The organism is Chitinophaga sp. CF418 (assembly GCF_900142925.1).
Classification (GTDB): Bacteria; Bacteroidota; Bacteroidia; order Chitinophagales; family Chitinophagaceae; genus Chitinophaga.
In genome coordinates, this window is the sequence record NZ_FRCN01000001.1 from 17,839 (window position 1) to 30,385 (window position 12,547).

General features: G+C 43.8%; 9 protein-coding genes. 3 read left to right on the top strand and 6 right to left on the bottom strand.

Annotated features, from left to right (window positions below; genetic code table 11):
• Positions 1–3: 3 nt before the first annotated feature.
• Positions 4–1,242 carry a WcaI family glycosyltransferase gene (locus F3I09_RS00100; protein ID WP_149693010.1) on the top strand — a complete coding sequence of 413 codons (1,239 nt, stop codon included), beginning with the start codon at positions 4–6 and terminating at the stop codon, positions 1,240–1,242.
• On the opposite strand, the gene F3I09_RS00105 is transcribed toward F3I09_RS00100, so the two are convergent.
• From F3I09_RS00105 to F3I09_RS00125, 5 genes are all read right to left on the bottom strand, one after another.
• Complete coding sequence (locus F3I09_RS00105; RefSeq protein WP_149693011.1) at positions 1,226–1,834, bottom strand: hypothetical protein; 609 nt, start codon at positions 1,832–1,834, stop codon at positions 1,226–1,228. The genes F3I09_RS00100 and F3I09_RS00105 overlap by 17 nt on opposite strands.
• 616 nt (positions 1,835–2,450) lie before the next feature.
• Positions 2,451–5,081 carry a glycoside hydrolase family 2 TIM barrel-domain containing protein gene (locus F3I09_RS00110; protein WP_223233087.1) on the bottom strand — a complete coding sequence of 877 codons (2,631 nt, stop codon included), beginning with the start codon at positions 5,079–5,081 and terminating at the stop codon, positions 2,451–2,453.
• Positions 5,082–5,489: 408 nt separating this feature from the next.
• Complete coding sequence (locus F3I09_RS00115) at positions 5,490–5,903, bottom strand: hypothetical protein (RefSeq protein WP_149693013.1); 414 nt, start codon at positions 5,901–5,903, stop codon at positions 5,490–5,492.
• Between the two features lie 94 nt (positions 5,904–5,997).
• On the bottom strand, positions 5,998–7,443 hold the full coding sequence (locus F3I09_RS00120; RefSeq protein WP_188133625.1) for a HEAT repeat domain-containing protein: 1,446 nt from the start codon (positions 7,441–7,443) through the stop codon (positions 5,998–6,000).
• Positions 7,444–7,464: 21 nt separating this feature from the next.
• Positions 7,465–8,730 (bottom strand): Gfo/Idh/MocA family oxidoreductase, encoded by a 1,266-nt coding sequence (locus F3I09_RS00125; RefSeq protein ID WP_149693015.1) that lies wholly within the window; start codon positions 8,728–8,730, stop codon positions 7,465–7,467.
• A gap of 515 nt (positions 8,731–9,245) precedes the next feature.
• On the opposite strand from F3I09_RS00125, the gene F3I09_RS00130 reads away from it, so the two are divergent.
• On the top strand, positions 9,246–9,662 hold the full coding sequence (locus tag F3I09_RS00130) for a MauE/DoxX family redox-associated membrane protein (protein WP_149693016.1): 417 nt from the start codon (positions 9,246–9,248) through the stop codon (positions 9,660–9,662).
• 28 nt (positions 9,663–9,690) lie between these two features.
• Positions 9,691–10,737, top strand: a complete 1,047-nt coding sequence (locus F3I09_RS00135; protein ID WP_149693017.1) for a hypothetical protein — start codon at positions 9,691–9,693, stop codon at positions 10,735–10,737.
• A 417-nt stretch (positions 10,738–11,154) separates the two neighbouring features.
• Here the strand turns inward: F3I09_RS00135 and F3I09_RS00145 are convergent, their stop codons facing one another.
• Positions 11,155–12,546, bottom strand: coding sequence for a TlpA disulfide reductase family protein (locus F3I09_RS00145; protein ID WP_188133626.1), 1,392 nt, complete (start codon positions 12,544–12,546; stop codon positions 11,155–11,157).
• Between the last annotated feature and the right edge of the window lies 1 nt (position 12,547).

Below are 12,547 nucleotides of genomic sequence, written 5' to 3' on the forward strand. Positions count from 1 at the left end.
TATATGCTTAAACGTTTACTATTGATAGGTGGAAACTATGCACCTGAACTCACAGGAATTGGAAAATATAATGGCGAGATGATCAGATGGCTGGCGGACAATGGCTATGATTGTACTGTTATTACATCGTTCCCCCACTATCCTCAGTGGAAGGTACAGGCGCCTTATCAGAAAAGCCGGTATTGGTTCAGGAAAGAGGTGGCAGACAATAACAATATTACTGTTTACAGATGTCCACAATATATTCCCTCTCAGCCCACAGGAAAAAAAAGATTGTTGATGGACTTCTCCTTTGGACTGTCTGTGACAATGAAACTATTGCAACAACTGCTCACCCGTAAGATAGACATAGTAGTGGTGGTAGCGCCGCCCTTTCATCTTGGATTACTGGCGGTGCTCTATAAAAAGCTTCGCGGAGCCAGGTTTCTCTATCATATCCAGGATTTGCAGATCGAAGCCGCACGCGACCTGAAAATGATATCCTCTCCCTCTCTCATAAGATCATTGTTCCGTATGGAAAGATTTATACTGCGTCATGCGGATATTGTCAGCAGTATTTCTGACGGCATGATGAAAAAGGTACAGGGGAAAATAGGACAGGAAGTATCTTTTCTCCCCAACTGGGTGGATGTGACGTTTTTCCATCCACTGGAAAACAGGGCTCAGATTAAAACCGAATACGGCTTTTCAGCTACTGACAAAGTGATATTATATGCCGGCGCTATCGGAGAGAAACAGGGGCTGGAAGCGATCCTTCAGGTAGCTGATAGCATGAAAAAGGATGCCCGCGTAAAATTTCTGATATGCGGTGCCGGTCCCTACCGGGAACAACTCCGGCAGCAGGCTGTAACTTCACAGTTGGACAACGTCTACTTCCGCGATCCGGAACCTTTTGACAGATTTAACCGTTTGCTGAATATGGCAGATGTACACCTGGTGATTCAGAAAGCCAGTGCCGGCGATCTGGTTATGCCTTCAAAACTGACCACTATCCTGGCAGTGGGTGGCCTCGCACTGGTAACAGCCAATGAACATACCAGTTTGTATTCACTTGTGAAGGAAAATAATATCGGAATTGTAATAGAAGCGGAAAATACAGATGCCTTGAAAGAAGGTATCTGTCTGGCAATTTATAAAAGACAAGAGCATATCACCAGGAATGCCTGGCAATATGCCCTCAATTATTTGGCTATAGATAAAATAATGTCCCGTTTGGATCAGGTCATCAGGGCTTCCACATAATGTTGGCGCCACCGGTAGTGTTCTGTGCTCCGTTGTTGGTGGAAGTGAATTGCACATTACAGAAGCTCACCATTGTGGTTGTACCGTTCAATGCCACATATACAGTACCTTGAGTCGCGGTAAAAGGCGACTGCGTGGTTACATTGAAAACTACCCTTGCTTTACCAGCGCCTATAGCGCCTGTACCTGCTTCCACAGTATATTGCCCTTCAGTAGGAGGCTGATTGCCGGGGAATTCAAAGTTGGCTAAAGCCAGACCACCATTATCCGCCTGAATAAGGTAGTTAGAACCGGAAACCATTCCCTGCACCCTGGTGAAAGATACCTGAGTCACCTGGTTGATCTTTAACACGTTACTATCCAGACCACAGGGATTCCATGGACCTGTTACAATGATAGAACCTGAAGTAACTGTATAGGTGCATCCACCATTGGTTACCACACTGAGTGTGTATACCTGGCTCCCTTTAGGGGGATTAGGTATTTCAGGCGCTTTTTCATGAGATACATAGCCGTTTGGTCCTTCCCAGGTATAGCTTTTAGGTTCAGCGATACCGAAAACAGATAATTTCAGGACGTCATTCTGGCCCAAAGGAGCGTTAGAATTTATTACGGCGTTTTGCGTAGGGCATGTAGTCTCTTTACCACCGCCTCCGCCACCGCATCCAACTAATAACGCTGAGATACCAATAATTACTAATAAGAAATATTGCCGCATTGCTGAATATTCATCAAAACTCTTAATATTATTACGATAGTATTTCAAACAATATTTTGAAATAAGATTCCGTTTAAATGCTTTCATAGGGATACACCTGCCATTGGCCGACCAGCTCCTGACGTTCCGGATTCCGGAAAAATCTACTAAATCAGATAAAAACGACAATCTCATTATTGGCATAATACTTGGAATAGGTGTAAACCGATTATAAATATAGTAAATAGTTTATTTATTAATATTTTTTTATATTAATAATAGAATAAGACCATATCAGAGAACCAGATAGAAAAACCATGTAATATCTATCATTAACAAGGACTTGCGAGCATAAAAAGGCTCCTAAACTTTTTTCACTTTTAGTGGACAGGAATACTCATTCCCGGTCAAAAAAGGTAAAAAATACCCATTTTCAGGTAAAAATGAAAAAGGGCCGGAATGCTATTTCCGACCCCTGAAATCTTAAAAAGTCATTAAAAAGTCATCAAGCTTACTTAGCGATATTGATCGTTTGTTCTGACAAATTCCATCCGGAAACAGTCACAACTGCATTACTGCTTTTCCCGATCGCTTCGCCACTGATAGTCACAACCTTCTCTTCACCAGGCAATACGGATACATAGTTATCATTATAGAAAACAGGCAGGATACGCTTCTTTGTTTTGCTATCCACCAGCGATACGCGGTTGAAAAAAGCGACCGGCCCGTTGGCTGGATTGCTGATCTTTACCCTAATACTATCAGCGCCAGCCTTTTGTGCCACGATCTGTACTTTGGCCGCTTCCATTTTCTGCAATCCGGAGTAGTTACCGGTGCTGTCGGGGAACCAGTACAGGTTATCGTCAAGGATCTGCTGGTCTTTGCCCCTTAAACGGGCTGACAGGAACATCCCTTCCTTCGCACCCATTCTTTCTATAGCTCCTTTTACAGAAAGGTATTTTTGTAATGATTTTGGACTGATCTCAGTGAATACCTGGGTAAGCTGCTTTTTCTGCCCCTTCATATCGTAGGCGTTCAGTTCCAGCATTACGTCAGTATAGTATCCAAAGGTGTTATTTACAGTATATATATTACCATCTACAGGATTACACATGACGTGCAGCGGAGCTGCCCCTGTGCGGTTACCATACAGACAGGCATTAGGATCCAGGTAGTAGTCATACATCTGTCCGCGTAAAGCTGTCCATGGGTTCTGGGTTTTCCAGATGATCACCCCTGTATACCAGTCCCACATATGAGCACTGAATCCTTCCATCAGGCCGCGGTACTGATCGTAGTTCACCAGCTGTGCTTTGTTGGCGAAGTCCTTTACATCTTTGGGTTTGCCATACGGATCTACAAAATCGAAGTAAGGAATGTATTTATGATAATCCCATACGGAATCCACTCCATCTTTTACATTCTGCGGCGCTTTCATATTCGCTGCCGGAATGAAACGCTCCAGTGATTCATAGTCGCCTACGCCTACAGATCCTACTTCTGAGTTAAAAGGAAATGTTCTTTCATTCCAGAAAACAGACAGTGGCTGTATATTATAGGGACCATCTCCATTACCTCCTAAAGTATTGTAAGACATACTGTCTGTGTTGGAATAATGGAAGAAGAAACGGGTATTATCCAGTGAAGGCAGCAGGGAGTCCTTAATAGCTGCCAGGATATCTACCGGAGGTGTGATTTCATTGCCACCGCACCAGAAAGCGAGGGAAGCATGATTACGCAACATCTTTATCTGGTCAGCCACTGATTCAATGAACAGGTTATGATCATCAGGGTAGCGGCGGCGCGTCCACTGATCTTCTTTCTTCATAGGGTCTACCCATCTGCCGTTACAATCGCCTGACATCCAGAAGTCCTGGAATACCAGCAGGCCATATTTGTCGCAGGCTTCGTAGAACTCTGGTCTTTCGGTCAGACTTCCACCCCAGATACGGATCAGGTTCAGGTTCATATCCCTGTGAAAACGTATTTCCGCATCGTAGCGCTCCCTACTGAAGCGGAACATAGCGTCGGAGGTGATCCAGTTACCACCTTTAATGAATACCTTCTGGCCATTTACAGCTACTTCGCGGCTATTGGTGTGCGCGTTCCAATAGGTCTGAATTTCCCTTACACCAAAGTTGACATCCTCTGTATCATCCACACCGGCATTATCCACAAATTCCAGCTGGAGTTTATACATATGCTGAGGACCATAACCGCTTGGCCACCAGAGTGCTGGTTGCTTCAGCTCCATGTCCGGCAGCTGTACCGTAGTCGTAGCATTGGGCGCCAGTGTCACCTTCCGGGAAATAGTATTGCCCGCCAGTGTATAACGAAGCGTACCTTCTACGCTTTTTGCTGTTGCATTCTCCAGTGTAGCAGCAACAAGGATATTGGCAGGAGCCTGTTTGCCTTCCGGCAATCTTACACCAGGCACTTTTGTAATGATCTGTGGATCTTTGATGCGCACAGCGCCCGTCTTCTCGATGGTCACCTTATCCCATATGCCGGTGTTACGGTCGCGCATTGGCTGGATCCAGTCCCATCCTGCAGTATACTGAGGACCAACGTTCTTCGCAATGGTTCCGTCACCACCCTGACCACCATTGGGATTTCCCACTACAGCAGGCGGATATACCACCACTGCCAGGCGGTTTTTACCATCTTTGGACAACCATTGCGTAATGTTATAAGAATGACGCAGATATGTTCCAAAATGGGTATTTGCATTCAGACGGTGACCATTCAGGTAAATATCACAACCATCATTTACACCCCTGAAATGCAACCAGACCTGCCCATCGGCAGCAGGATGCTGTTCAGTGAAATCTTTTACAAACCAATAGGTGTAATGATCTCTGCCCGTGGTATAAATATCCGGGATCTGCTGGTTGTTCATTCCATAGAAGGGATCAGGCACCAACTTATTGTTGAGCAGCGTAGTCAGCACCGTACCGGGTACAGTGGCTGGCAGCCAGCCTGAAAGCTTGTAGGAAGGTGCAGAAAGCGCCTCTCCTTTCACAGTGACCTTGGCAATATTGTTACACTGCCACCCACTGTTCAGTTCATATTGGCTTTGTGCGGCCAACGGTAAAAAAGGTGCTAGTAAAAGACCTGTTGCATTCAGTAATTTCCGAACCATAATAAGCATGAAAGTTTATAGGTAGTGAATCCCCCTGTTCACTAATCAGACAAAAATATAGGTTGAAAGTTCAAAATCAAAATACATAAGGGCTAATATTGGATAGACGGCAACAGAAAAAAGCAAAGAGCAATAATGCACCATTAATTGAGAATTCCCTATCAGGGCAAGGAGGATATTAAAAAAAATGCCGGTATAAGACTAAACCAGCAACTGTTTAAACCTACAACTGTTATACTATGCATTTAAGTGCATAAATAAACCATGGCAAAGATACTGCAACGAACAAGCAGAAAGCCCCTGCTTTCCGCAAGTATACCGCTTACCTAAAGGTTACCTACCGGCGGGGCATAAAAAAAGGGGAAAAGTGATATGATCACCTTCCCCCTTTTTATAAACTACTATTTATTATGGAATAGGATCCGAATCTACAAGTACAACCTTCGCATAGATTGTATTCGAAGGGGGATTAATGGTAGATCCATCAGCTCCCTGCACTTCGAGGAACAGGCTACCTGTGGTATAGCTGTATACGAAAGTAGAGCCATTGAACACATCAGGAATAGCTTCATAGGTTACTTTATCCGAAGATATGTATACCAGTATGCCACTATTTTGGTTTACGTCATTATCTATTTCGTCGATTGGAAGCTCTGCAAAATAGGTTTTGGTTTGTGAGTCATATTTCCATGCTGTGGATTTCACTTCAAAAAGGATAGTGCGGTTAGGCTGGACTACTTCCTGTTGAATAATTTCTTCCTTTTTACAGCTAGTGAATAATATCCCCAGCATCAGCATGGGCAGAAGCAAGAGTGATTTCATAATAGAGCCGATTGATAGTGATTTAATATAGATTGATATTATAAACAGTTATTAGATATGATTTAAATATCAAATAGGATGCCACAAACGTTTTTTACAATCCAATAGCCGACAGTGTTGACTTTGCGGCCTGTGCAACTGCCGGATCAGGGTTGTTTAGCAGCAGTCGTATAAAGCGCTCCTGTCCTGCCGCCTGTTTTTGCGCCAGTAACTGTAAGAGGATAACCTGTACAGATGGAGGTGCATGCTGCATGGCTACTGCAATATGGCCAGGCACTTCGCTACTCCTGATGGTCAGTAAAACATCTCCTATTGCTTTTACGGTTGAAGTATCTGCTGTTTTCATTGCAACCAGCAGTGGGCTGATCATCTCTATACTTTGTAATTGTCCCGCTGCATTGATCGCAGCCATTCTGACCTGTGGATCGCTATCTTTTAACGCTTTTGTAAATAAAGATATTGCAGCACGTTGCTTACTGTCTGCCAGCATTGTAATAATTGCGGCCTTTTTGCCGGCATCAACACGCTCTGCTTTCTGTATCCAGCTCTCTGCATTTGCAGCGTTCATAATCTTCACAGCCAATGCCAGCGCAGCAGCACTATACTCACGATCTTTACTGTCTGCCGCCAGCATCAATGTATTGTTGGCATCGTAATCCAGTATATCTGCAACTATTTTTAAAGCAGCAATACGGACGTGCTCCAGGCTATCTCCCTTACATTTTCTCAATATGTTAGTAGCCGCAGTCATAGCGGGAGCTGTAGGCCACTGATGCCCCAGATTTGCGACGAACAATAAATAAGCTGCTGTTGCTCCTGTTATATCATATCCGTATCCCACCTTCTCTGCAGCGGCTTCCAGTATAGGACCACTGTCTCCTCCTACTATATTCGCCAATGCAAACAAAGCAGTTCTTCTCAGTACAGGATTCTCAGATTGTGCTCTTTTAATAATGCCGTTTTCTGCAGCCAGATACCGTAAATCTCCCAATGCTTTTATCAGGCTGATCTCACACGTACCCTGCGCTTTTTCCAACGCAGCTTCCATCGCTATCAATGCTTCGGAACCACCTATCTGCATCAATACACGAACAGCAGGATCACAAAAACGTGGCTGCAATAAATATTGCTTTAATACCGGCACTACACTTTTATCACCAAACAGCTGCAGCTGATCGATCAGGAATATTTTGCTCTCTGGCTGCGTCGTTAATTTCAGCGCTTTTGACCAGGCCAGTATAGCCGTTTTACGCATTTCTTCCCGGGAGGCAGCTGATATATAGGTGGCATATCCTGACAATGCATATTGCAAGCGGGTGTTATCGCCTTTACCCGGAGCATGCAACATGACTGCCATTTCAGTCAGTCCCGCTGCTCCTAAAGCTTTTATCTGCATCATACAGCTGTCCAGCTGCTGTTGGTTACCTGCCGGCAGTTGCTTCAGAATACGGTTGATCCTGGCTGCATAAGGAGGCTGCACTTGTTGTGCATTCACATTGATGCAAACCAGCAGGAAAATTATGGATAGTAACTTTTTCATCATGTTCATATATCAAACCTGCTATGACCAGAACGTACGTGCCGGCGGATCAATTAAACTATTGGCGCCATCGTCATGCAGGAATAATTGTTTTTCAGGATCAAATGCAAGAGAACGCCCAAGCTGCAATGCGATCTTTCCCATATTCACCAGTGTACAGGAACGATGACCATTTTCTTCATTCAGTGCAAACTTTCGCCTGTCCCTTACAGATGTAATAAAATCTGTTACCTGTGGAGGCGGATCGGGGTAAGCTGCCAGCTTTTTCTCCAGGTCAGGTATATCAGACCGGAAACCGGGATATAACTTCCCTGCCGGTCCTGCAATAAATGCCGCCTTTTCATCCCTTCCTTCCCCATCGAGAATGATACGGCAACCATCTTTGTAGGTATAGATGATACGCGACCAGGTACCCACTGCATCAGGATGCTGCTGCGGCGCCTCTACTTCCACAGATACAGGACTGGTGTCATCTTTCCCCAGTATATATTGCACAGGGTCCAGGTAATGTTGTCCCATATCTCCCAAACCACCTCCGTCATAATCCCAGTAGCCCCTGAAGGTCTGGTGTACCCTGTGAGGATGATAGGGTTTATAAGGCGCAGGCCCCAACCAACGGTCATAATTCAGCTCTGGTGGTACTGGTGTGACAGGAAGATCGGTCTTCCCTGTCCAGTGCTGCTTCCAGTCGAACCCTGTATGACGGCTCAGCGTCACCGTCAGCGGCCATCCAAGCAGTCTTGCACTTACAAGCTTTTTGATGGGCTTCACAGGCGTATTCATTCCATAGAAATTATCCGTAAAACGGAACCAGGTATTCAGACGGAACATCCTCCCGAATTGCTGTACAGCCTCCATCACTCTTTTTCCTTCACCAATAGTACGCGTCATCGGCTTCTCACACCAGATATCCTTGCCGGCGCGGGCTGCCTCTATGGCGATTGTTCCATGCCAGTGCGGCGGAGTAGCAATATGCACAATATCCACTTCCGGCAGCTGTATCAGTTCCCGGTAATCGTCAAAAGTTTTCACACCCTCTCCCAGCAACTGCATCGCCTCCTGCAGATGCAGCTTGTCCACATCACAGATGGCCACCACCCTCGTACCGCCATATCCGAAATGTTCTTTTCCCATCCCTCCGGTGCCGATCACTCCTTTGGTCAGCTGATCGCTGGGAGCCAGGTAGCCGCGGCCCAATACATGACGGGGTACAATGGTAAAAGCCGCCACTGTACCAAGACTGTTCCTTAGGAAAGACCTTCTGGATTGATTCTTTTTCTGCTCCATTTATGGTTAAAATTGAATACTAAACGCCAAGATATAAAAATGATTTTGCAAGTATGAATTTCTGTGATGACCGGGGTATCCACTATCATTTACCGCAAAATTTTTCTATATTCGTCCGTGTATCGAATTGTAACATAATATAGTTACGCCGTGACAAACCTCTGTAATAACCCATAAACCACATATTCCCCGAAATCTTTCACCATTAATACACAACCCATGCCGTCGCTTATCCACATACCTGTTGCCCGGAAAGGTAAAAACCCTAAAGGTAGTTCCGCAGGAGTTCCAACAGTAAGTACACCTGTTTTCAAAACCCATCTTAAAATCCACACGCGCCTCTACAAAACAGAAGCAAGCTACCTCCATTCATGGTGGCCGTATGGCAACTGTAGTCAATATGGAGGAAAGCGTGAGCACTATGAAAAGCTACCGGAAAAATGATTCGTTGACCCGCCGTTAAGCACGGCTCTGAGGAACATTAAATACCAATTACGACAAAACATCGACTAGCTATGTTAAAAAAATCACTGCTTGAATTGCCAGCGGTCCTGCTGACAATTTTGTTTACTTATGCCAGTATCAGTAAACTGCTACAGTATAACACCTTTAGGTCTCAGCTTGACCAATCCCCCTTTACTACCGGTTATTCCGGTATCATTGCATGGTCCATTCCGGCCACCGAGTTAATCACCACTGCCCTGCTCATATTTCCGGCAACGAGACTGAAAGGGTTTTATCTTTCCTACGGATTGATGCTCTTATTTACGGTATACATTTATGCTATCCTGCATTACAGTTACTTTATTCCCTGCTCCTGCGGAGGTATATTATCGCGGATGAACTGGGAACAACACCTCGTATTCAATATCACCTTCACTTTGCTTGCACTTACAGGCATATTTACATTTCCCTTTAAGTCCAAAGTATAATCCATCTTCAGTTAAAGACACAACTCCTATGACAACTAGAATATTTATTGTATTACTTACCACGATAGTGGTACTGGGTTTCATATTTACAATCGTTCGTACTTCCCGTCAGCCATACGAAAAAAAACATGGTTTCAACAGGACATTTCGCTCCGGGAACCATTTACAGCTGATAAAAAAAATAACAATGGAGTATCCTCTCTATCTTGCAGGCTACAACAATAGTAATATCTATTTTCATAGTGACGATCCCCACATAATCGCTTATACAGATACTGCATTCAGTACCATAGCAACAATTTCACTTTCGATAGACAGCGCTGTCGGCCATCAACTGGCCAATGCTTTCAGTACGCATGTCAGGTATCCTGAAGCTTTTATTTTCGCTTATAATATGGCGGCAATATTTGTGTATAATTTACAAAGCGGCAGGCATACAGTTATTCACACACCTTCTAACTACAGTAATGCAGTGCAGATCTCCGACTCGACTTTTATACTGAAATATTTCACTGGCAATTCAACAGATCAGTCATTCTGCAAACTCAATGTTTATACAAAACAGCTTACCAAAACGGAGCTGCTCACAGAGGATCTTTCATCCAGCGGTATACTGCTCTATAATGACCGGAATGCCTCCTGTTATTTCATTCATCATTACAATAACCGTATCGCCGTCTTCGACACCGCCTTCCATGCAATAAGTTCCAATCATACTATCGATACCTTTACGCAAAGCCAGATCCAGTATCTCAGCATGATTAAGACTGGCAGCAGCGACATACTGTACAAACCCAATGGCACCCGCATGCTCATTAACTATTTAAGTCAGCTGCACGGGGGCCGCTTGTATATTAACAGTTTAATCAAAGCGGATAACGAAACCTTACTGACGGATCAATCAGAAACTGTTATTGATATTTATAGCACTAATACGGACAACTATCTGGAAAGTTTTTACATTCCGGTCCCTCACAATCAACACCTGAAATCGTTTCGTATATTTGACAGTAAAATACTAGCTACATATACTAACCACCTTGCCCTTTATAAGTTTCCCGGCCTGAGCAAATGAGAATGCCGAATGGCAATATGATGCGTGTCCGAATGGATAAAACTTACTTCAAATTCATCGTAAAATCTGCACGTTAGAAATATCGTGTCAGAAAAAATACTAGCTAAAAATGAAACATCTGAGAATAAACCATGTTCTAGTGGTTTTATTGCTAAGTGCTGCCAGTGCATTTGCCACAGGTATTCAAGCGAACATGCTTAGCGTATGCAGTACAATACCCAGTGCTACCGGCCCAAGTATAAACGGAGAATGCGAATATTCTCCCTCTATTCCATGTTGTTATATTGCCGCGGGTAGCTCCTCCCAGTATGTGATCCAAACCCAGAGCGGAACCTCTGTTTCCATCAGGAGAAATCCTTCAGCCATGGTAACGATCTTTGGCACGATGCCATAGTTATCACAGTACGACGCTTATCATTATTGATCTTCTATCAATAAAACATCAACCAATCGTTCCCCCTCAAGGAGCGCGAGCCCATATTTGCTTAATTCCCTCTTCAGTGAAGAAATATCATTTATCCTGGCTGTTACATTTATATCCACCCTGGATGAAAAATTGGTTTCATCCACTATGATAGCAGATTCCAGCCCTTTATAGGGTGTCGTTTTGCTACCCTCATTATATGCTCTGATATGCTCAGTCAACAAGAAAAAATCCGCATTCTGTAATTTTAAATAATACATATTGCCACGTACATACGGGTCTCCTCCTTTTGTTCTAAGCCTGCTACTATCTACTAAAGAGAGAATGTAACACCATACTTTCCGCTTAACAAATTTCCCGCTGACACCAAAATACCTGTAAAGATCTTCTTTCATTCTTTCCATCAACAGCCGCCGGCCCTTTCCGGGAACAATCAAATCATAACAATACATATCTGCGGTTGTGTCAGGTGGTTGTTTAAAGTCTACCGTCAACTTATGCAATATCGCTGTATCTCTGACACTAAAAAAAACTCTTGGCACAGGCACTAACTCCTGTTCCCATATTTCCTTACCTATTTTCCCATATGCGAGCCGCATCATCGTTCCCAGTGGCAGGTTCCATGTACGGATCCTTCTTTCTGCGTATATGCCGGTATAGTCTGTCGCTGAACTAGGAGGGTACTTCCTGTTATAACCACTTAGCATAGAATATCCGATCAATCCTTTTATGGAATCATTCAACATCATTTTCTCCGCAATATCAGCCTCCTGATAAGAGTATATAGCGGGATGTTCATGGGAAAAAATATTCACTTCCTTATTTATCGCAGCCAGCGATCCACCACCGATTAACAATGCAATATTATCATTGTTCAAAGCTTCATATCCCGTAATAGCTTTTACTATTCTATCTTTACCTATCCAGATATAGTGCGGAATATATTTGTGAGGAAATACAAAAAACAAACTATCATTCACATTGTTGTCAACACCCCGGGCAACTGTCAATAAGTTAAAACCCTGGTACCGGATATCCTCAAATAAATTGGTGACCTTCTCCAGGCTATCACTTGTAACGGTAATTACCTGAAGCTCCTTTTTATATTTTTCCTGTATGCGTTGTAATTTTGGGAACTGCGCCAGGCAAGGCTGACAGAATATAGCCCAGAAATCAATCAATAAGGCCTTGTCACTGAATTCTGATAAACTGATTTCCTTCTTCTTATAATTCAGTACCTGCTGCAGTTTATAATCCGGGACGACTGCACCAATGCTCAGCGGTGCGTATATTGCTTTATAACTTTCAAAAGGCTCCTTTTCCTGAGCCGGCAATGGCAAACACCATAAAAAGATAAAAAATGATATCAGTAAATATTTAAGCATA

Coding starts and splice junctions, on each gene's coding strand:
- F3I09_RS00100 (WP_149693010.1), top strand. CDS start 4: ATGCTTAAACGTTTACTATTGATAGGTGGAAACTATGCACCTGAACTC.
- F3I09_RS00110 (WP_223233087.1), bottom strand. CDS start 5,081: ATGGTTCGGAAATTACTGAATGCAACAGGTCTTTTACTAGCACCTTTT.
- F3I09_RS00115 (WP_149693013.1), bottom strand. CDS start 5,903: ATGAAATCACTCTTGCTTCTGCCCATGCTGATGCTGGGGATATTATTC.
- F3I09_RS00120 (WP_188133625.1), bottom strand. CDS start 7,443: ATGAAAAAGTTACTATCCATAATTTTCCTGCTGGTTTGCATCAATGTG.
- F3I09_RS00125 (WP_149693015.1), bottom strand. CDS start 8,730: ATGGAGCAGAAAAAGAATCAATCCAGAAGGTCTTTCCTAAGGAACAGT.
- F3I09_RS00130 (WP_149693016.1), top strand. CDS start 9,246: ATGTTAAAAAAATCACTGCTTGAATTGCCAGCGGTCCTGCTGACAATT.
- F3I09_RS00135 (WP_149693017.1), top strand. CDS start 9,691: ATGACAACTAGAATATTTATTGTATTACTTACCACGATAGTGGTACTG.
- F3I09_RS00145 (WP_188133626.1), bottom strand. CDS start 12,546: ATGCTTAAATATTTACTGATATCATTTTTTATCTTTTTATGGTGTTTG.